Raw genomic sequence first — 21,526 nt, forward strand, 5'->3', positions numbered from 1 at the left:
GATTTTCTTGGATGCGCGACGAATGTGCAGTCTGTCTAAATACGATTCAATCGGTCACAGCACGGCGCATTGAAAATGCGCGGTCATACTCATTTTCAGGTAGTTGGCTTCCAGACCTGGCCTATCGATACCGACGTCAGTTTTTTCTTGCGTCCGTACCAGAGATTCACGAAACCGCGCGAGACAAACACCGAAGAGAAAATCGAAGTCAAAATACCCAGGCAATGCACTACAGCAAAACCACGCACTGCGCCTGAACCGAAAATCAACAGTGCAAGACCAGCAATCAGCGTCGTCACGTTGGAATCGAGAATGGTTGCCCATGCCCGTTCAAAGCCTATCGAAATCGCCGTCTGTGGCGAATGTCCTGCCCGAAGCTCTTCTCGAATACGTTCATTAATCAGCACGTTCGCATCAATCGCCATACCCAGCGTCAACGCAATCGCGGCGATACCCGGCAGAGTCAGTGTCGCCTGCAGCAATGACAGGAGGGCAATCAGCAGCATGACGTTGACCCCCAGTGCAAATACGCTGAAGAACCCAAACATGCGGTAATACACAATCATGAATATCGCAATCGCGATAAAGCCATACAACGTAGCATGGAAACCCTTGCTGATGTTCTCTGCACCGAGTTGCGGTCCGATCGTACGTTCTTCTATGATTTCCATAGGTGCCGCCAGAGAGCCGGCGCGCAGCAGCAAAGCCAGGTCGCTGGCAGCTTCAGAAGAACCCATGCCGGTAATCTGGAAGCGTGCACCGAGTTCATCGCGTATTGTTGCCACGCTCAGGACTTCGCCCTTGTTCTTTTCAAACAGGACGATCGCCATCGATTTGCCGACACGCGAGCGGGTTGCCTCGCGCATGCGACGACCGCCGTCACCGTTCAAATCGATGCTGACGGACGGTTGATGATTCGAATCGAAGCTGGCGGATGCGCTGGAAATGTACTCGCCGGTAATGATCGTATCCTTGTACAGCACCACAGGCGCGTTCTTGCCGACCTTGAACAGTTCGGAGCCGAATGGAATGGCCGCAGTTTCTTCAGTACCGCGCGTTACTGTTTCATCGACCAGACGTATTTCCAGAGTCGCCGTCTTGCCGATGATGTCCTTGGCGCGCGACACATCTTGTACGCCGGGCAATTGCACAACGATACGGTCTGCGCCCTGACGCTGGATCAAAGGCTCGGCAACGCCCAGTTCATTGACGCGTTTCGACAAGGTCGTGATGTTTTGCTGAACCGCATCTTCTACAGTTTGCTTCAACGCGGCAGGCTGCAAAGCGCCCACCAGTTTCAAATCTTCGCCAGTACCGCTGTCGGTCAAGGCCAGCTCACGCAATTCATCGCCGAGAGCAGTACGTGCCTTGTCGCGGGTCGCGGCATCGCGGAAGGAAATTTCGATGTTGTCACCGCTGCGGGCGATACCGGAGTGACGCACATTCTTGTCGCGCAAAATAGCACGTGCGCTGGCTTGCAGGCCCAGCACCCGCTTGTTCATCACAGCCTTGGTATCAACCTGCATCAGGAAGTGAACGCCGCCGCGCAAATCGAGGCCCAGATACATAGGCGCAGCATGCAGGCTTTGCAGCCAGGACGGTGTGTTCGGCAACAGGTTGAATGCGACCAGATACGTAGGGTCGGCAGGGTCGAGATTCAAATCCCTTTCCAGCAAGCCTTTGGCTTTGAACTGGATATCGGTATTCGGGAAACGGACGCGCACAGTGCCTTGTGTACCCAAGGTTTCAAATACAATCCCGTCAGATTGGATACCCTCTTTCTTCAAGACTTGCTCAACCTGAGTCATCAGGGAACTGTCGACCTTGATCGTGGCTTTGGCACTGCTGATTTGCACGGCAGGCGACTCACCAAAGAAATTCGGGATCGTGTACAGCACGCCTATCAGCAATGCGACGGCGATCGTAATGTACTTCCAGAGGGGATAGCGATTCATATTGATTCAGGGTTCGGAATGGAACGTCAGACAAAAATCAACCCCACATCCGGCTAGCAGAGGTGGGGCGTTTAACCCGGATTACAGCGACTTGATCGTGCCTTTTGGCAGCAAGGTGGTGACTGCGCTCTTTTGCAAAATCAACTCCGTGCCTTCCTGGACTTCGATCGAAACATAGACGTCTGACACCTTGGTGACCTTGCCAAGAACGCCGCCGGATGTCACTACTTCATCGCCGCGCGTCACTGCTTCAATCATCGCCTTGTGTTCTTTTTGACGTTTCATTTGCGGACGAATCATCAGGAAGTACAGCGCGACGAACATCAACAGAATCGGTACGAATTGGGTCAAGCTACCCATGATGCCGCCAGCGGCTGGTGCGGCTGCGTATGCGTTGGAAATAAACACTGAATGCTCCAGGTTGTTATAGGGGATAAATAAGAGTCGGTTATTTTAGCACTGGAAGAATACTTTCCAGTGCTCTATGAAAATTAGCAAAACAAAGGTGAGAAGCAAACCGGCTTGCAACCCGCCCAAACTAGGTGCCGCGTGCTCTATCCGCATGAAATTGCGACACAAACAGCTGGAAACGCCCTTCACTAATGGCTTCACGCATTTCCCGCATCATATCCAGGTAATAGTGCAGGTTATGAATGGTATTCAGGCGCGCGCCGAGGATTTCGCCGGTTCGATGCAAATGATGCAAGTAAGCACGTGAAAAGTTGCGGCAGGCATAACAACCGCAAGTTTCATCCAGCGGCTTCTTATCATCTTTGTAACGCGCATTCTTGATTTTGATATCGCCAAAGCGTGTGAACAACCAGCCATTGCGCGCATTACGCGTAGGCATCACGCAATCGAACATATCGATGCCGTTGGCCACACCCTGCACCAAATCTTCCGGCGTGCCGACGCCCATCAGATAATGCGGCTTGTTGGCAGGCAAACGCGGACCGACATGTTGCAGCACGCGCAGCATGTCTTCCTTGGGCTCGCCCACAGACAAACCGCCGATGGCGACGCCATGGAAATTGATGTCTTCCAAGCCAGCCAGCGATTCGTCGCGCAAATGTTCGAACATGCCGCCCTGCACGATGCCGAACAAGGCATTCGGATTTTCTTCACGATTGAATTCATCGATAGAGCGCTGGGCCCAGCGCAAGGACATGCGCATCGATTTGGCCGCCTCATCGGCGGTGGCCGGACGGCCGTCGATTTCATACGGTGTGCATTCGTCGAACTGCATCACGATGTCGGAATTCAGCACGCGCTGAATCTGCATGGATACTTCCGGCGACAGGAACAATTTATCGCCATTGATAGGCGAAGAAAAATGCACGCCCTCTTCGGTAATCTTGCGCATTTCACCGAGTGAAAATACCTGGAAGCCGCCCGAGTCAGTCAGGATAGGTTTATCCCAGCCCATGAATTCATGCAAGCCACCGAACTTGGCGACGATGTCATTGCCCGGGCGCAGCCACAGATGAAAGGTATTGCCCAGAATGATCTGCGCATCGATCTCTTTCAATTCCAGTGGAGACATCGCCTTGACGGAACCGTAAGTGCCGACCGGCATGAAGATAGGTGTTTCGATGACGCCATGATTGACGGTAATCTGGCCGCGTCGCGCATTGCCATCGGTATTAAGTAATTTGAAATTCAGCATGGTGGCATTCTGGTTAAAAACATCGCATCGCCATAACTGAAGAAACGATAGCGTTGTGAAATGGCGTGTTGATAAGCGGCGCGAATTGCATCGTAACCGGCAAAGGCCGACACCAGCATCAACAGCGTGGACTTAGGCAAATGGAAATTAGTGATCAGGCGCGTCACCGTTTTAAAGGTGTAGCCGGGCGTGATGAAGAGACGTGTATCTGCGCTACCTGCCTGCAAACTACCACTTTGCGAAGCCGACTCCAGAGCGCGCATGCTGGTGGTGCCGACCGCAACAATATTGTGACCGGCAGCTTGGGTTGCTCGCACCGCATCGACAGTTTCCTGCGAGATGGTATACCACTCGCTATGCATATTGTGTTCGGCCAGGTTCTCATTGCGCACCGGCTGAAAAGTGCCCGCCCCGACATGCAGAGTCACATACGCAAACTGCACGCCTTTGGCCTTCAAGACATCGAGCAAGGCTTGATCGAAATGCAAACCCGCAGTCGGCGCTGCAACTGCGCCCGGCGTTTTCGCATACACGGTTTGATAACGTGTTTCGTCATATGCGTCAGCAGCGTGCTCGATATACGGCGGCAAAGGCAAACGACCGTGCGCCTCTATCAATTCAAATACATCATCTGGAAATTGCAGCTCGTAGAATTCACCAGCGCGTTCACCGACGATCACATCAAAGGCATCAGCCAAACGGATTTTCATTCCCGGCACTGGTGATTTCGATGCGCGTATCTGCGCATGCACATGACGCGAGTCGATCACGCGTTCAACCAATACTTCAACCTTGCCGCCGGTTTCCTTGATGCCAAAGAAGCGCGCCTTCAACACACGTGTGTCGTTGAATACCAGCAAATCACCAGGATTAAGCAAATCGACGATATCGGCAAATGCACGATCTATCATCTTGTCTGGGGCGACATGCAGCAGGCGCGATGCACTGCGCTCTGCCAGCGGCATTTGCGCAATCAGTTCTTGCGGAAGTTCGAAATCGAAATCGGAAAGTGAATACATACGGCTAAATGGTTAAGGATATTGTCAGCGCTGGCGAAAAATCACTAAGCATTGCTGTAATCGCAAGTACAAATTTTGCGGATTACATGCAATCACGCGCCATAACTGCTATGGTTGCAAAGCTTGTCGGAGTGGCCATATTTCATTCAATAGGTCACGCAAAAAATCGCGTCAAAAAAGACGCGCTACTTCTTGCGCATCCGGACTTCGCAAAACCCGCTATTTTACGCCCTGCCGCCTCATTTTCGGCCTGATATGCCTGCATTGAAGAAAAAGCCTGCTGAACTTGTAAAAAGCGCCGCGAAAACCGCCACCAAAACTGCTGCGAATTCGGCAACGAAATCGACAGCAAAAGCTGCTGCGCCCGCCGCAGCTACGCGTGCAGCCAAAATCGATGACAAGCTGATCAAGCTAGGACTGCGTTCAGACATGGACAAGGTCTTGCACCTGCCATTGCGCTACGAGGATGAAACCGAGGTCAAGAGCATCAGCGATGCAGGCTTCATCTTTGGTCGCTCGGTGCAAGTGGAAGGCATCGTCACCTCCTGCGAAGTCGCCTTCCGTCCGCGTCGCCAATTGGTGGTGACGATTTCGGACGACTCCGGCCTCCTCGTGATGCGCTTCCTGAATTTTTACGGCAGCCAGGTCAAGCAAATGGCGGAAGGCAATCGCGTACGTGCGCGCGGCGAAGTGCGGCACGGCTTCTTCGGCGCAGAGATGGTCCATCCTTCCTACAAGATGGTGATAGAGGGAGCACCACTGCCATCGGCATTGACACCCGTTTATCCGGCAGGCGAAGGCCTGTCGCAAACGCTGCTGCGCAAAACCATTCTGGATGCGATGGCACGCATAGAATGGCGCGATACGCTATCAGAAAAATTGCGCGCATCATTGGAGTTAATGCAGTTCGAGCCGGCAGTCCGTCTGCTGCACAATCCGCCCCCGGACGTAGACGAAAGCGCCTTGGCTGATCGTTCACACGCAGCCTGGGTACGCATGAAGTTCGATGAATTGCTGGCGCAGCAACTGTCGATGAAGCGCGCACAAATCGCGCGCCGCGAAAAAGGGGCGGCCGTATTGCCGACTGTCGGCAAACTATCCAAAGCGTTTCTCAATCAACTGCCGTTTTCACTGACCGGTGCACAGCAGCGCGTGCTGGAAGAAATTCGCGCCGACATCAGGCAATCATTTCCCATGCAGCGCCTGCTGCAAGGCGACGTTGGCAGCGGCAAAACCGTGGTTGCCGCGATTGCCGCCGCACAAGCCATAGACAATGGTTACCAGGCAGTGCTGATGGCTCCCACCGAAATCCTGGCGGACCAGCATTTCCGTAAAATCGCCGGATGGATGGAACCCTTGGGCGTCAACGTTGCATGGTTGACTGGCAGCCTGAAGAAAAAAGAAAAACTGGAAGCCAAGACACGCATCGAATCGGGCGAAGCGCAACTGATCATTGGCACGCATGCATTGATACAGGAAGACGTACAGTTTTCCCGACTGGGTCTGGTCATCGTCGATGAACAGCATCGTTTTGGCGTCGGTCAGCGCCTCGTGTTGCGCAATAAAGGTTTGGACAACAAGCTCGTATCCAGCCAGCAAAAAATCCCGCATCAACTGATGATGTCTGCGACGCCGATTCCACGCACGCTGGCAATGACCTACTACGCCGACCTGGAGGTGTCGGTCATCGACGAGCTGCCGCCGGGACGCACACCGATTGTCACGCGCGTGATCGATCAAAACCGGCGCGACGAAGTCATAGAACGCGTACACGCTGCCGCGCTGGAAGGGCGGCAAGCATACTGGGTCTGCCCGTTGATTGAAGAATCGGAAGCATTGCAATTGCAAACTGCGACCGATACGCATCTGGCACTTGTTGCCGCCTTACCTGACTTGCACGTCGGCCTGGTGCACGGTCGCATGAAACCCGCTGAAAAGCAGGAAGTCATGGACGCCTTCACGCGCGGCAACATCCATGTACTGGTCGCCACCACCGTCATCGAAGTCGGCGTCGATGTACCCAATGCTTCGCTGATGGTGATAGAACATGCAGAACGCTTCGGCCTGTCGCAATTGCATCAGTTGCGCGGACGCGTGGGCCGTGGTTCGGCCGCCAGCGTTTGTCTGTTGCTGTATCAGGGGCCCTTAGGCATGGTCGCCAAGCAGCGGCTGCGCATTATGCGCGAATCGACTGACGGTTTTGAAATTGCACGCAAAGATCTGGAGATACGCGGTCCGGGCGAATTCCTGGGCGCGCGTCAATCAGGACAAGCCATGCTGCGCTTCGCCGACCTGGAAACCGATCAGTGGCTGGTCGATAAAGCACGTGATATCGCGCAGGCTTTGTTGCGCGATGATCCGGCAACGGTGGAAGCACACCTGGCGCGCTGGCTGGGCGCGCGCGAGGATTATCTGAAGGTGTAGCGAAGGCATAGCTAAGGTATAGAATAAGTAAAACCCGGTCCGCCGCAAACACACGCATCACTGAAGAAAAAACATGACGCTCACCGAACTCAAATACATCGTCGCCGTCGCGCGTGAAAAGCATTTCGGTCACGCAGCCGAAGCCTGCTTTGTCGCCCAACCCACCTTATCCGTCGCCATCAAAAAACTGGAAGATGAGCTGGGTGTGACCTTGTTCGAACGCGGCGGCAGTGAAATTTCAATGACACCGCTAGGCGTGCAAATCGTCGCGCAAGCTGAACGCGTGCTGGAACAAACTGCCGCCATCAAGGAAATCGCCAAGCAGAACAAGGACCCGCTGGTCGGGCCTTTCCGCCTCGGCATCATTTACACCATTGCGCCCTATCTTTTGCCGCCGTTAGTCAAGGCGATGATAGATCGCGTGCCGCAAATGCCACTGGTGCTGCAGGAAAACTTCACCGTCAAACTGCTGGAGCAATTGCGCCAGGGCGAGATCGATGCGGCGATTGTTGCGCTGCCCTTCCCCGAACAAGGCTTGCTGGTACAGCCGGTATATGACGAGCCCTTCGTGGTTGCCGTGCCCAAGCATCATCCGTGGGCAGAACGCAGCAGCGTCACCACAGACGACTTGAAATCCGAAACCATGCTGCTGCTCGGCAATGGCCATTGCTTCCGCGATCAGGTGCTGGAAGTCTGCCCGGAAATGTCGCGCTTCTCTACCAGCGGTGATGGCATCGCACGCACATTCGAAGGCTCCTCGCTGGAAACCATACGTCACATGGTCGCATCCGGCATCGGCATCACCGTGTTGCCGCAAGCGTCAGTGCCAGACATGAAGGCAACCGACGGCATGTTGCGTTACATCCCTTTTGTGCAACCCGGCCCATCGCGTCGCGTCGTACTCGTATGGCGCAAGAGTTTTACGCGCGGTGTCGCCATCGAGGAAGTCCGACAAGCGTTGCTGTCCTGCGCATTACCTGGCGTGACCATGCTGCCGGATGAGCCGTCATCCGAAGCATGATCTGCATCGCTACGGCAATGACTGCCGTGGATACAAACCAATAACAACGCCGCACCATGAATCATCTTCAACTGTATTTCCGCCTGATCCGCCTCGACAAACCGATAGGCATCCTGCTTCTGCTTTGGCCCACCTTGTGGGCCTTGTGGTTCGCCTCTGATGGCAAGCCGGATTGGACACTGGTTGCCATCTTCACTTTAGGCACCGTGCTGATGCGTTCAGCCGGTTGTGCGATCAACGATTATGCCGATCGCGATTTCGACAAGCATGTACAACGCACGGTTGATCGTCCGATTACCAGCGGCAAGATCAAACCGAAGGAAGCGCTGCTGGTTGCGCTTGTACTCACATTGATGGCGTTTGCATTGATCCTGCCTTTGAATGCGCTCACCAAACAACTGTCGATCGCGGCAGTCATCATTGCTGCCAGCTATCCTTACTTCAAGCGATTTTTTGCGATCCCGCAAGCCTACCTTGGCATCGCATTCGGCTTCGGCATCCCCATGGGATTTGCCGCAGTGCAGAACGCGATACCCGCTGCCGCATGGTGGCTGCTCGTCGCGAATATTTTCTGGGCGGTGGCGTATGACACCGAATACGCGATGGTTGATCGTGAAGATGATTTGAAAATAGGCATGAAGACTTCGGCCATCACCTTCGGCAGTTATGATGTCGCCGCCGTGATGTTTTGTTATGCGGCGACCTTGCTGATCATTTTTGCCGTCGGTTGGCAGTTCGGCTTGCGCACCTGGTTCGTCACAGGCGTGCTGGTCGCAGCTGCTTGCGCCACCTATCACTACACCTTGATACGCGAACGTGAACGGGCTGGATGCTTTACTGCTTTCCGGCATAACAATTGGCTGGGCGCAGCAATTTTCTGCGGTGTCGCACTCGATTATCTGCTGCGTTAGATAACGGCCCAAGCAATGCCTACACCAGAGTCCGCAACCATCCAGGCCGATGACCCCAGGGTCAAACGATATTTGCCCTGGGTGGTAGCGATTGCGCTGTTCATGGAACAGCTGGACTCCACCATCATCAATACCGCCATCCCTTCGATGGCAGCCAGCCTCAATGTCACGCCATTAAGTCTGAAAGCGGTAGTCAGCTGCTACATCTTGAGCCTGGCGGTTTCCATTCCGATCAGCGGCTGGATGGCCGACCGCTTCGGCACCCGCCGCGTGTTCAGCACGGCGGTCGGCCTCTTCACTTTTTCATCCATCCTGTGCGGGCTGTCCGTCAATGTTCCCATGCTGGTTGCCGCGCGCATGCTGCAAGGATTCAGTGCGGCGATGATGATGCCGGTCGGACGATTGGCGGTGATTCGTACTTTCCAAAAATCGGAATTGCTGACCGCGATGAACTTCGTCATCATCCCCGCCTTGATAGGTCCTTTGCTGGGCCCGACCATAGGCGGTCTGATCGTGCACTGGTTACCGTGGCAGGCGATCTTTTTCGTCAACGTACCGATAGGTCTGGCTGCGCAATGGATGATCCATAGACATATGCCGGACTATCGTTCCGAGGTGCAGCGTCCGCTGGATGTCATTGGACTGGTGCTGTTCGGCGCTGGCGTCGCCCTGCTTTCATGGATACTAGAGATATTCGGCGATCACTATCTTGATGTCACCTCGACCGCCATCCTGTTCCTGCTCTCGCTGAGTTTGCTGGGTGCCTATGTCTTGCACGCACGGCATGCGCTGCATCCGTTACTGCAGCTTGCCTTGTTTAAAACGCGCACCTTCCGCATCTCCGTCGCCGGCGGTTTTGTCACGCGACTCGGTGTGGGTGGCCTGCCCTTTTTATTGCCGCTGCTGTATCAAATCGGATTAGGATTGCCCGCCTGGCAATCGGGATTGATGATGATGCCGACGGCTGCCGCAGCGATGATGATGAAACTGATCTCGGTCAGGGTCTTGCGACGCTTCGGTTACCGGCAGGTATTGATCGTCAATACTGTAATGATAGGCCTCACCATCAGCCTGTTTTCCATCATCACGCCAGCCACACCGATCTGGTTAATCCTGCTGCTCGGACTAGCGCAGGGATTTTTCAATTCGTTGCAATTTTCCAGCATGAACTCGATGGCTTATGCAGATATCAAGACTGAAGATTCCAGCATGGCCAGTACCATCGCCAGTTCGATGCAGCAAATGTCCATGAGCTTTGGCCTGGCCTTCGGCTCGATTGTCGCGGCATGGTATCTGGGCGATCTGCCGCAGTCTGATCGCGCGGCTGTGGTTGATGCATTGCATCACGCTTTCCTGACGCTGGGCGGATTGACCGTTTTATCCTCGCTGTCGTTCTGGACGTTGCGTCCCAATGATGGCGAAGCGGTCAGCAAGGGATACGTAGCACCCGTGCCGCAACAAACGTCGGATACGAATTCGCCACCTATCTAACTTCGTTCGCGCGGCGCCACGGCAAGGCTCTCGCTTGCGCAGATAACCGGGACATCTACTTTAGAGCACCTCTTCTATTCCCACAGCAACTCAGGTGCTTGTCTGATTAACATGACAAAGATAGATATTTACAATCGTCCTCTAATAGCAGGAGGATTCATTGACCAGCATTCACAGCGAGATCGGCGCAAGGCGCGAAAATAAATGCGCACAGAAAAATTCCAAGAAAGTCAGTGCCTTAAGTAGCCGTGGCAAGGCATCTGCGACCCCGCAGAATACTGAATTAAATATTGCCTCGCGTCACTTACGCCAACTGTTCACATGTTTTTCTTGAACGTTCCTCTCTGTCGAAAGACAGCCAGTGCATCAATTTATTTGCTGCCATCATGCGCTCTTGAAAAGACTTTTTTTGACAAGAAAGTTCAAAGATTACATCCCACTGCCTCGCGAACTAATTTTCCTGCCAGCCTAGCTATAAAAAATTCCCGTCGCCGATCAAACTGCTCCCTGCGCTCCGCTGGAATTGAGTCGCAATGAAATTTGATAAACGCCGTCTCCGCGCTCTGACGCCAGCGATATCGAAGGATATCCAGCGTCGGCAAGAACACACTCTGCGGATGCGAGAACACGAAGTTTCATTACGCGAAGAGTGGGCCACTGTGAGGGAGCGGGAAATTTCCGAAGCACAGACTCACGCAGCAACGTACGGCGACAGCAATCTGCAATTGAGAGCAGCCAATGAGCATCTGGTGATTGCATCGATTCAATCGCACATCATGGCCGAGATGCTTGAGAAATCCAGGGCGGAAATGAGTCATTTGGCAAATCATGATTTCTTGACTGATTTACCCAACCGCATGCAACTTTACGATCGAATCAGCCTGGCTATTGCGTCGGCAAAAAGAAACGGAATCAAGCTGACGATAATGTTTGTGGATCTGGATCGATTCAAAGTCGTCAACGATTCTTTCGGCCATGTCGTCGGCGATCAATTATTGCAAGCAGTCGCGCAACGCCTTACCAGCACGGTCCGCGATAGCGATACCGTAAGCCGGCCGGGTGGCGATGAGTTTGTGTTGTTGCTACCGGATGCAGGAGATGAGAACTTGCTCGTGCCCATCATAGAAAAAATACATGCGGCCATTACCGCCCCTTATACGATAGAGGGAAATGATGTGGATATCGGGGCCACGATAGGCGTCAGCATTTTCCCTGAAGATGGCAACGATGTAGAAACCTTGATCCACTGCGCAGATGCGGCGATGTATCACGCCAAGGAAGGCGGACGCAATACCTATCAATTTTTCAGAAAGGAAATGCGCGGCAGGAATACGAAGCTGCAAGACAAGGAAGAACAGCTGCTTGAGGCACTCGCGCGTCAACAATTCGTTCTTTTTTATCAGGCACAAATCAATCTGGAGAGCGGAGCCATCACCGGCGTAGAAGCACTGATACGATGGCGCCATCCGGAGCGCGGACTGCTGCTTCCCGAGTCATTCATACAAGATGCGGAAGATTGCGGGGCGATTGTGGCCATCGGCAGATGGGTGCTGCTGGAAGCGTGCAACCAAGCGCAAGCATGGCTGGATGAGGGACTTATCTTTAACATGATGGCAGTCAATGTCTCCGCGCACCAATTCGCAAATAACGACTTCCTTGAGAACGTTCAGTCGGTATTGCAACAAAGCGGCTGGACACCGAATCGACTTGAACTGGAACTCAACGAAAGCGTATTGCTGAAAAATATAGCAAGCGCCACGATAACGCTGCATGCCCTGCGTTCGATAGGCGTGAAGATAGCGATTGATGATTTTGGCACCGGCTGCTCAAGCATGATCTACTTGAAGCAACTCGCCGTCGACACGATGAAAATCGACCGCTCGTTTGTGCACGATATCTCCAGCAGTGAAGATGACATTCTGGTCAGGGCCATCATAGGCATCGGCAAGGGGTTTCGACATCGAATTATTGCCGAAGGCGTAGAGACGGCGGAGCAACTCGCCATCCTTCGCGATATTGATTGCTCAACGGCCCAAGGATATTATTTGAACAGGCCTATGATTGCGGAAGAGTTTGCAGATTTTCTCAAGGCCGGAGTCGCGGAACATCTGTTGAAACGCCAGGGAATGCCTGGCGATCCAGTTGAATAGAGAAGTATCACTTACGATGGCCGGCCCGATAAAATTCCCTGGTATTGGGTCAATGGCTCGCCGATCAAGATACTGTCTGCTTCAATATCAAAGAAGCGTATGTCTTTACTATGTTCACTGGCACGTACCTTCACCACGGAAATCACACGTTTGAGTTGTCCGGTAATTTCAACATAGCGTTGCATCACGATCGCATCGGCAAGGAAGGCATTGCCGTATGAACTGAAACGCAGAGCGGTATATTGATCTTCCAGTTCCGCCGTCATCAGTACCGTCACTCCCATGCCAGTCAACACGGCAACCAATCGATACAAGGCCTCGCGGAAATCTTCGCGAAACACCGACGCCAGCGCCAGTTCGAAACCCGATAGCGAATCGATTACTACCCGCTTGGCCTTCATGCGCGTGATCATCTCTATCAAGTCGTGCAGGATTTCGTCTATCGACAAATCAAGCATGCGCGTGTCGATCACACCCACATGACCGCTTTCAACCAGTTGGGTCAGTTTGCGACTGAGCAATTGATTGGGACTCTTTTCAAACGCAGCGATAACACCAGGTTCGCCCGCACGTACACCTTCAGCCAGGAACTGCGTCGCCAGTACACTTTTACCTGAACCGGACGGGCCGACCACCAGCAATGAATATCCTGCAGGCAAGCCGCCGCCCATCATTTCATCCAGCGCAGGCACGCCTAGCGAAAGACGCTTGTCTCCGGCAATCTGAATCGTGCCGTTCACACTCGAAGTGATCAATGCGCGCGGAAAAACTTCGACGCCCCCATCGTTGATGCGGAAGGTATGTACACCCGGGCTTTGTGCCTGACCACGCATCTTGACGACTTGTATCTTGCGTACCATCGCATCGCGATGCACCAGTTGCGACATCCAGATGATGCCGTCAGCGACGGTAAAGACTGGGCTGGACTCCGCCTCGGGAGTGAGATATTCACCGATCAGGAAAGTCGTCGCCTGCCAGCTCGTCATTTGCATGCCCAGTTGCTGCACGAAATGTTCGAGACCGGATACACCGGGCTCCTTGGCTCTGGCAGATTGCACAACTGAACGGAATGAGTCGACAAAAACCAGGCTAGGAGAAAAACTCTGCACTTCTTCGGTAATACGCGCCAATACTCGATCGAAATCCCCATCAAGCAAATCGGCTGCGAGATTGACGAACTTGATTGAGCTATTGATCTTGCCGATATCGAAAAATGGGAACTGCTGCTGGTAGCGCAGCATCTTCAATGGCGATTCGCCCAGCACCGTAAAGAACAATGCACGACGATCAGGATTCGCCAGCGAAAACATGATCTGATGCGCCAGCGTTGTTTTGCCGCTACCGGGGGTGCCAGCCAAGAGATTGAATGAAAATTCCGGGAGGCCGCCGCCCAGCAGATCGTCCAAACCAGGAACGCCAGTTGCCAAACGGCGTATGGTTACTTTGTTACTCATTATGGTAGTTCCTTCACAACTGTATCCAAAACATCATCACCCCAGGCCAACCGTAAAATACTGGAGGTCAAAAGTTCGCCGATTAACAAGGCTAGTATGTCGATGAAAGTTATCAGTAAAGCGGCACTCGCCTCACTGGCATTTGTAGAGTCTTGTCCTGCAAGACATTCCTTGAGATCAGCAAAACCGGAACTGTTTTGCGGCAACGAGGAGTTGATTTCCAGCCATGGAAAAGTCGCTCCGACTAGGTGCAAACTTCTGTTGTAGAGGGACTGAAAACCACCCTCGCCTATGATGGAAACCAGCTCGCGAGCCAGCTTCTCCCAAAGGTGAATGGAAACTTCAGCGATTGCGTCAGGCCGTTGCATGACGGCCGCTCTGATCATTTGGTCCCGTTGCGGGCGGATTGTTGTCATAGATAAATTGTGATCGCGGTACAACGACAATAATGAAGGGCCAATTTGTTTACTCTGACCAGACTCAGGTACATCGCTGAATTTGACCAGGGCAAACAGAACCCTACTGAATAAATTTTGGTGAAATAAGATTGTTCAAGGTAGCGATGGCAACCGGCTTGACCAGATAATGATCAAAGCCTGCACGTTCGGCACTGGTGCGATTTTTTTGCTGGCTATAGCCGCTAATGGCGATATACAGAGGGGCAGCTTTGAGCGTGTTCATCCTCAATTGTTTGACGACTTCATAACCATCGATGCCGGGCAAGCCGATATCGCACACGATGATGTCGTAAATATTCTCCTGAGCCATTGCCAGCCCTGAGGTTCCATCAAATGCGGATGTGACCGCATGTCCCTCCAAAGACAGTAACTCGCTCAATATTTCATTGGCACTGAGGTTGTCTTCTATCAACAGGATGCGACGACCATATACTGCGTCTACATTTTCTGCTTCGCTTTCGTCGTTCTCAATCAACTCGGTAGAAATTGGTAGCTCGACAGTAAATTCACTCCCTTTCCCCAGCCCATCGCTGTACACACTGACTGTACCGCCGTGCATTCCGATTACAGTGCGCACCAACGACAATCCGATGCCTAGCCCACCTTGCGAACGATCAAGCGAATGCGGACCTTGTCTGAACAGATCGAAAATAAAGGGCTGAATATCTGGTGAAATACCCACGCCGTTGTCCTTGATCACTACCTTGACAGTATCCGCCAAGCGTTCAACCGAGATATCAATATGTTCGTCTACCGGGGTGAACTTGGTCGCATTGATCAGCAGATTTGCAAAAGCCTGAGCAAGCCTGACCAGATCACCGTTGATCGTGATCGGCTCTTCGGGAATATGAATGCTTAACTGTTGGTTGCGCTTATCAATAAACGGCTGGCTGGTTTCAACCGCGCTATCGATGATTTCCGCTAGCAACAGCGAACGCCTATTCAGGGTGATGTTGCCGGTAGTGACGCGGGATGCATCGAGTAGGTCATCCACCAGATGCGCCATATGACCGACCTGACGGCTGATGATGCCATGTAGCTTGGGCAGCATGGGATGCGCTGTCGCAATCTTGCCTAGTAAGTCGGCAGCCATGGCAATCGGCGCCAGCGGATTGCGCAATTCGTGCGCCAGCATAGAGAGGAATTCTTCTTGTCGGTGATTGGCGGATTCGGCCTTCGCCTGCAAATCTTGCGCACCGAAAGTCGCCAATACCAGATGCTGATTTGCTTCTCGCAATTGCACAACCAGCGCTTCCAGCACTTGCTTGCTTTGGATAACCTCATCCAACTCGCCAACTCGCGTTAAAAGATCGGCGGTCTTGTTGCGAAGTTGCTCCGCTTCCTGGTCTACCCGCAGCAACAGGTCAGCGATCGTCTGCCGAAACTGATCTGCTTCTTGTGAAGGCAAAGTATCGTCTTTGTCGCCAACCGAGGGCGCAAGAATGACTGCTGTTTGATTGACATCGGTCATAAGAGAAACCACGCACCCTGTTTTGACTACTAGATTCTGTCAAATAACAGACTGTGAGCCTTGCCTCAACATACTCTGATTCGACTGAAATTGTTATCTTTAATTGGTGCTTCCCTCACAACAAATACCCTGCATTGGCTATATGCTGGAGCATATCTGTGTGAATAATGGATGCAATTAACGAAAAGTGAAAATTCAAATGACACCCTCTATCCCATTCGGTGCAACACCAGAGCATGTACTGGTGACCGGCGCTACCGGTTTTATCGGAAAACTGCTGGTACACGCTTTAGTCGAACATGGTCATCACGTCATCGTGCTCACACGAAACCGGGACAAGGCAGCAAGGCAATTTGACAAAGCCGTCACATCCATAGAAGACCTCAATGACTTGCCGACAACGCAACATATTGATGTGATCATCAATCTTGCCGGTGCGCGCATCCTAGGTTGGCGCTGGACCGCAGCGCGTAAACAGGTACTGCGTCAAAGCCGTATAGGCACAACACAAAACATTGTTAACTGGATCGCGCGCGCGGATCACAAACCCAGACTTTTTCTATCGGCGTCAGCCATCGGCTATTACGGCGTTCAAGCGAGGAAGGATACTGCGGCGCTGATAGAAGACAGTGAGCCGCAAGCAATATTCATGTCCAGGCTTTGCCAGGAATGGGAGATGGCTGCGCATCCCGCCGCACAGCACGGTGTGAAAGTCATGTGTATGCGCTTCGGCCTGGTGTTGGGCGATGAAGGGGCCTTACCTATGATGTTGTTGCCGATACGGCTAGGCTTGGGTGGACGTCTAGGCGATGGCAAGCAATCGCTATCCTGGATTCATATACACGATCTGCTGCGTGCCATCGCACATCTTTGGAATATCCCGCACGGCGGACAAGCAGAAATCGACACGTACAATTTCACCGCTCCGCAATACGTCACGCAAGAAGTATTTAGCCAAACGGCTGCAAAAGTTCTGCATCGCCCTTGTATTTTCCCCACACCGGCCATTTCGATGAAATTGCTGCTGGGCGAACAGGCTGACCTACTGCTGGAAGGGCAGCGCGTAAGCGCTGCAAAACTGCAGGCTAGCGGCTTTGAATTTTCTTTCCCTGACTTGCAAAGTGCATTGGAAAATATTATCCATAAAAACCATATTGGATAGCGGACAGCAAGATGAAAAAATACGTGAATGAAGCCGGCCACTGTAAATCTCAACAAAAAGAATTTGTCGCGACAACAAGAAAGCAGTTGTGGATACAATGTACGTAGCTTGAGGCAGCAAGCCCATCACGCATAAACAGTTTTCAAGTACCTATCACCATGGATTTTGATTTTTCTCATCACTCGCTAACCACAGACAATTTGACCTTGGCTCATCTCGCGCGCGGCGCGCCATTAGTACAAACGTTGATCAGCCTGATCAACGAGGTTGAAGTGAAAAATCACGAACTGATCCTGAGTCTCTTCCTCTCTGAAGAAAACCATTGCTTGCGGTTGCTTGCAACATCCAATCTCCCGCCCGCTTACTGCAGCGCAATCAATCAAATGATCGTCGATGGCGCGCAGCAATTTAGTGGGAGAGATATGGAGGCCAGCGGATTTTTTTCAAGCTTGCGCGACATGGCAAAAACATACGGCCTACACGTCGCTTCATCGGCTCCGATCCCCTACTGCATGCATGGCACGCACGGGTTGTTTATCGCGCATTTTCGACAGGCCCAGCACACGAGTGACGCCTGCCAACAGGCGATCAATAACGCCGCCGTATTGGCATCCATCGCCATCGCGCATCACGATGCTGAAGCAAGGATAAGAAAAGCAGAGGATGCCCTGCGCAATAACGAAACCATTATGGCGCTTGCAATCGATGGAAGCCAGACGGGGATTTGGGACCGGAATATTCAAACTAACCAGATTAATTATTCCAATGGCTGGAAAGCGATGCTGGGCTACAGTCCGCATGAGATAAGCAGCCACCTGGAAGAGAGTTACACGCGCATACATCCTGACGATCTGGCATCAGTCAAGGCGGCGATGCAGGCGCACTTCGATCACAAAACTGATAGCTACGTCGTGGAGCATCGCATACGTTGCAAGGACGGCAGTTACAAATGGATATCGAGTCGCGGCAAGATTGTGCAACACGATGCTTCCGGCCGGCCGTCGCGCATGGTCGGGACCACAACTGACATTACCGCAATACGCGCGTTATCAGAAGAGTTACAGCAGAACGTCAAGTTGATCACCTCCTTGACGAATGAAGTGCCGGGCCTGGTCTATCAATACACTCTAAAGCCTAACGGCGATGCGTTCTTTTCTTATGCCAGCGAAGGCATAAGAGATATTTATGAAATAGAAGCGGAACAGGTTGCCGAGAATATCGATGCGATCATTCAGTTGATTCATCCGGAAGATTTACCACGTTACCAAGACTCGCTGAGAGCATCCGCGATTAATCTGGCTCCCTGGCATCTCGAATATCGCGTTGTCCTGCCGCGGCAGGGATTGCGCTGGCGGCAAGTCGATGCGCGGCCGCGCAAGCTTGCTGACGGCAGCATACTTTGGCATGGATTCATTACCAATATCACCGAGCGCAAGCGCATAGAAATCGAACTGGAAGGATTTGCGACCATCGATTTTTTAACGCAAATACCAAATCGACGCTACTTCCTTGCCAGGATGGGAGAAGAATTAGCTCGCATACAACGGGTTGCTCATGCACGTGCAGCGGTTTTGATGTGCGACCTGGATCACTTCAAGGATGTCAACGACCGCCATGGTCATGCAGCGGGCGATTTGGTCCTCAAACATTTTGCTGTAATTTTACGCAACGCAACGCGCAAGATTGATACGGCAGGTCGTGTCGGCGGCGAAGAATTCGCGGTTGTTCTAGCTGATGCAGGCATCGCGGAAGCACGCATCTTTGCCGAACGCATAGCACACCAGATTGCGACCACGCCGGTGCTGGTTGGAGATCTGAGCATCTACGTCACCGTCAGTATCGGCATTTCTGTTATGCATGCAAATGATGTGAATACCGACGCAGCACTGTCACGCAGTGATAGCGCTTTGTATATGGCCAAGGACATGGGCCGTAATCGTATCGAGGTGAGTGACGTCTAGTCGCCACGAAAATATACGGCTGCGGCAGGCGGTTCATGCGTCAACCATCACGCGCAGGACGCTCGGATACAACTGGTAACAGGCCTTACTTTTGCGCCCTGTTCTTCAAGATAAAATTCGCTTTAAATGAACGCATGGTTCAGACGGCTGGTGAGCCACTCGCCTCGGCGAATGGAAGAATCCATATCCATTAAATAATAAACATCTGGCGCACACGAAAAGGAATAAAAATGAACAAGAAAATAATAGTTTCCGCGATGATGACAATACTTCTGACAGCGGGAAGCACAGCCTTTGCCGACAACGACAGGCATGACCGGGGACGCAATTCACATGGTCAGCATGACGACCGTGGGCGCGGGCACGACCATGATCGTTACGATCATGGAAAGAAGGATAAGCATGCGTACCGCCATGACAATGGCCATCACAATGGACGTGGTGCCGGTCCGCATCATAATTTCTACAAAGGCGGCTATATCCCGCGCGAATATCGTCACAACCAGTATGTAGTCAATGATTGGCGTGGTCGCCACTTGCATCAGCCACCACGTGGCTATCACTGGGTCCGGACCGGCCCCGACTATGTGTTGATCGCGATTTCAACCGGTATCATCGCGCAGATTGTGCTGAGCAATTAATACGCAGATAGTTTGATGGAAATATGAGATAGGTCGGACTTCATTTGCTGGCTGAATATCTTTATAGATATTCAGCCAGTTTCTATTTGGCTAGGCAACTAGACGCGCAGTTTTTCTCGCCCCTCAATGTATCAGTGTGTCAGGCTAATTAAATCTTGCATTTACGCGCTGCTCGCCCGGCGGCGGGAGGTATCAATCCTGGCCGAATTCTTCACCCAAAGCCTGTCCACGTGCGGCCGCTGCTTTCATAGCAGTGATGATGGATTGCTTGACCCGATTATCGTCCATGCTGGTCAACGCTGCGTAGGTGGTACCACCTTTAGAGGTGACACGTTCGCGCAATACGGCGATTGGATCAGTTGATTGTGCTGCCAGCTGGGCCGCGCCGACAAAGGTGGAAATCGCCAGGGTATTACCCTGTTCTACGGTCAACCCCATTTCCTGTGCAGCCTGTTGCATCGCTTCGATGAAATAAAACACGTAAGCCGGGCCGCTGCCGGAGACTGCCGTCACCGAGTCAATCAGCTTTTCATCATCCAGCCATACGGTTTCCCCGACTGCACGCATGATGGCGTCCGCTGCCGCATGCTGTTCTTTACTGACACCGTTACTCGCCACCATACCGGTCACGCCCTTGCCTATCAGCGCCGGCGTATTCGGCATGGTCCGCACGATGGCGTTATGACCACCCAGCCAGCGCGACAAATCGATGGCGCGAATGCCGGCAGCAATCGACAACACCAGTTGCGCTTTGATGTAAGGCAGCAATTGCGCAACCGCCGCCTTCATCTGCTGTGGTTTGACTGCCAGCACAATCACGTCGCTCGCAGCAACGCTTGCATCGATCTGCTCGGATGTCGTCACACCAAACTGGCGCTGCAATTTTTGCAGCGCATCAGCATTGATGTCGATGACATGAATATTGTTTGCCGCAGTCAGCTTGTCGGCCAGACCACCAATCAAGGCCGCCGCCATATTGCCGCCGCCGACGAACGTGATTTTCAAGTTATTTTGCATATTCCCTCGTTCCAAAAATGGCGGAGCCTATCCGCACGATGGTTGCGCCTTCGGCGATGGCAGCCGTCATGTCGGCCGACATCCCCATAGACAAAGTATCCAGTGGCAAACCCGCTGCACATAACTGGTCGAACAAGGCATGCAGTTGCCGGAATGGCGCGCGCTGTTGTGCCTCATCGCCTTCCGCCTCCGGAATCGCCATCAAGCCGCGCAAACGCAGGTGCGGCAATTGAGAAATGGTGCTGGCCACTGCAAGTGCATCGCCCGGCAAGACGCCGCTTTTGCTGGCTTCACCACTAATGTTGACTTGAAGGCAGATATTCAAAGGCGGCAAATTGGCCGGCCGCTGTTCGGAAAGCCTTTGCGCGATTTTTTCGCGATCGACCGAATGCACCCAGTCGAAGTTTTCGGCAATCGGTCGCGTCTTGTTGCTCTGGATAGGTCCGATGAAATGCCATTCCAGTGCCAAATCCGGGCGTTCCGCACGGATAGTGTTCATTTTATCCAACGCCTCCTGCAGATAATTTTCGCCAAAAGAGGTCTGCCCGGCCTCGGCCGCAGCGATCACCGCATCCGCATCGAAGGTCTTAGATACAGCCAGCAGGTCGATGCCGTGAACATCGCGTTGCGCGCTGTCCGCAGCGTCGGTAATCCTCTGACGCACAGCTTGCAAGTTTTGGCGTATTACAGACATAATCAAAGTTCTTTAAGGCATCATTTAACAT

18 protein-coding genes are annotated in these 21,526 nt (G+C 52.7%); 9 read left to right on the forward strand and 9 right to left on the reverse strand.

The window, feature by feature from the left end; translation table 11 throughout:
- Nucleotides 1–95: 95 nt before the first annotated feature.
- The 4 genes from secD to queA all read right to left on the reverse strand — a co-directional run bounded on the left by secD (nucleotide 96) and on the right by queA (nucleotide 4,640).
- Nucleotides 96–1,955, reverse strand: a complete 1,860-nt coding sequence (gene secD, locus ACFQO0_RS04755) for a protein translocase subunit SecD (RefSeq protein WP_382232881.1) — start codon at nucleotides 1,953–1,955, stop codon at nucleotides 96–98.
- Nucleotides 1,956–2,036: 81 nt separating this feature from the next.
- Nucleotides 2,037–2,315 (reverse strand): preprotein translocase subunit YajC, encoded by a 279-nt coding sequence (gene yajC, locus ACFQO0_RS04760; protein ID WP_382234015.1) that lies wholly within the window; start codon nucleotides 2,313–2,315, stop codon nucleotides 2,037–2,039.
- A gap of 178 nt (nucleotides 2,316–2,493) precedes the next feature.
- On the reverse strand, nucleotides 2,494–3,621 hold the full coding sequence (gene tgt, locus ACFQO0_RS04765) for a tRNA guanosine(34) transglycosylase Tgt (RefSeq protein WP_382232882.1): 1,128 nt from the start codon (nucleotides 3,619–3,621) through the stop codon (nucleotides 2,494–2,496).
- On the reverse strand, nucleotides 3,615–4,640 hold the full coding sequence (gene queA, locus ACFQO0_RS04770) for a tRNA preQ1(34) S-adenosylmethionine ribosyltransferase-isomerase QueA (RefSeq protein WP_382232883.1): 1,026 nt from the start codon (nucleotides 4,638–4,640) through the stop codon (nucleotides 3,615–3,617). The genes tgt and queA overlap by 7 nt, the downstream gene beginning before the upstream one ends.
- Nucleotides 4,641–4,648: 8 nt before the next feature.
- Between queA and ACFQO0_RS04775 the strand changes: the two genes are divergently transcribed.
- From ACFQO0_RS04775 to ACFQO0_RS04800, 6 genes are all read left to right on the forward strand, one after another.
- Nucleotides 4,649–4,894: a hypothetical protein gene (locus ACFQO0_RS04775; protein WP_382232884.1), complete on the forward strand. Its 246-nt coding sequence runs from the start codon at nucleotides 4,649–4,651 to the stop codon at nucleotides 4,892–4,894.
- 1 nt (nucleotide 4,895) lies between these two features.
- Nucleotides 4,896–7,064, forward strand: a complete 2,169-nt coding sequence (gene recG / locus ACFQO0_RS04780) for an ATP-dependent DNA helicase RecG (RefSeq protein WP_382232885.1) — start codon at nucleotides 4,896–4,898, stop codon at nucleotides 7,062–7,064.
- 73 nt (nucleotides 7,065–7,137) lie between these two features.
- Nucleotides 7,138–8,085: a LysR substrate-binding domain-containing protein gene (locus ACFQO0_RS04785; protein ID WP_382232886.1), complete on the forward strand. Its 948-nt coding sequence runs from the start codon at nucleotides 7,138–7,140 to the stop codon at nucleotides 8,083–8,085.
- Between the two features lie 56 nt (nucleotides 8,086–8,141).
- Nucleotides 8,142–8,996: a 4-hydroxybenzoate octaprenyltransferase gene (ubiA, locus tag ACFQO0_RS04790; RefSeq protein ID WP_382232887.1), complete on the forward strand. Its 855-nt coding sequence runs from the start codon at nucleotides 8,142–8,144 to the stop codon at nucleotides 8,994–8,996.
- A 15-nt stretch (nucleotides 8,997–9,011) separates the two neighbouring features.
- Nucleotides 9,012–10,487 (forward strand): MFS transporter, encoded by a 1,476-nt coding sequence (locus tag ACFQO0_RS04795; protein WP_382232888.1) that lies wholly within the window; start codon nucleotides 9,012–9,014, stop codon nucleotides 10,485–10,487.
- Nucleotides 10,488–11,020: 533 nt separating this feature from the next.
- The gene (locus ACFQO0_RS04800; RefSeq protein WP_382232889.1) at nucleotides 11,021–12,637 is read left to right on the forward strand and encodes a putative bifunctional diguanylate cyclase/phosphodiesterase; all 1,617 of its coding nucleotides are present in this window, start codon (nucleotides 11,021–11,023) and stop codon (nucleotides 12,635–12,637) included.
- An 11-nt stretch (nucleotides 12,638–12,648) separates the two neighbouring features.
- Here the strand turns inward: ACFQO0_RS04800 and ACFQO0_RS04805 are convergent, their stop codons facing one another.
- From ACFQO0_RS04805 to ACFQO0_RS04815, 3 genes are all read right to left on the reverse strand, one after another.
- A complete protein-coding gene (locus tag ACFQO0_RS04805; RefSeq protein ID WP_382232890.1) occupies nucleotides 12,649–14,091 on the reverse strand; it encodes an RAD55 family ATPase in 1,443 nt (480 codons plus the stop codon).
- Complete coding sequence (locus tag ACFQO0_RS04810) at nucleotides 14,091–14,507, reverse strand: hypothetical protein (protein WP_382232892.1); 417 nt, start codon at nucleotides 14,505–14,507, stop codon at nucleotides 14,091–14,093. Before ACFQO0_RS04810 ends, ACFQO0_RS04805 begins: the two co-directional genes overlap by 1 nt.
- A 103-nt stretch (nucleotides 14,508–14,610) precedes the next feature.
- On the reverse strand, nucleotides 14,611–16,020 hold the full coding sequence (locus ACFQO0_RS04815) for a hybrid sensor histidine kinase/response regulator (RefSeq protein ID WP_382232893.1): 1,410 nt from the start codon (nucleotides 16,018–16,020) through the stop codon (nucleotides 14,611–14,613).
- A gap of 199 nt (nucleotides 16,021–16,219) precedes the next feature.
- Here ACFQO0_RS04815 and ACFQO0_RS04820 point away from each other — a divergent pair, with 199 nt between their 5' ends.
- The 3 genes from ACFQO0_RS04820 (at nucleotide 16,220) to ACFQO0_RS04830 (ending at nucleotide 19,784) form a co-directional block, all read left to right on the forward strand.
- The gene (locus tag ACFQO0_RS04820) at nucleotides 16,220–17,182 is read left to right on the forward strand and encodes a TIGR01777 family oxidoreductase (protein WP_382232894.1); all 963 of its coding nucleotides are present in this window, start codon (nucleotides 16,220–16,222) and stop codon (nucleotides 17,180–17,182) included.
- A gap of 158 nt (nucleotides 17,183–17,340) precedes the next feature.
- Complete coding sequence (locus ACFQO0_RS04825; RefSeq protein WP_382232895.1) at nucleotides 17,341–19,143, forward strand: sensor domain-containing diguanylate cyclase; 1,803 nt, start codon at nucleotides 17,341–17,343, stop codon at nucleotides 19,141–19,143.
- A gap of 230 nt (nucleotides 19,144–19,373) precedes the next feature.
- Complete coding sequence (locus ACFQO0_RS04830) at nucleotides 19,374–19,784, forward strand: RcnB family protein (protein WP_382232896.1); 411 nt, start codon at nucleotides 19,374–19,376, stop codon at nucleotides 19,782–19,784.
- A 192-nt stretch (nucleotides 19,785–19,976) separates the two neighbouring features.
- Here the strand turns inward: ACFQO0_RS04830 and proC are convergent, their stop codons facing one another.
- Together proC and ACFQO0_RS04840 are read right to left on the reverse strand one after the other, a co-directional pair.
- On the reverse strand, nucleotides 19,977–20,801 hold the full coding sequence (proC, locus tag ACFQO0_RS04835) for a pyrroline-5-carboxylate reductase (RefSeq protein WP_382232897.1): 825 nt from the start codon (nucleotides 20,799–20,801) through the stop codon (nucleotides 19,977–19,979).
- Nucleotides 20,791–21,495 (reverse strand): YggS family pyridoxal phosphate-dependent enzyme, encoded by a 705-nt coding sequence (locus tag ACFQO0_RS04840; protein ID WP_382232898.1) that lies wholly within the window; start codon nucleotides 21,493–21,495, stop codon nucleotides 20,791–20,793. The genes proC and ACFQO0_RS04840 overlap by 11 nt, the downstream gene beginning before the upstream one ends.
- Nucleotides 21,496–21,526: the final 31 nt, after the last annotated feature.

Origin of the sequence: Herminiimonas aquatilis, assembly GCF_042665175.1 — a bacterium.
GTDB lineage: Bacteria > Pseudomonadota > Gammaproteobacteria > Burkholderiales > Burkholderiaceae_D > Oxalicibacterium > Oxalicibacterium aquatilis.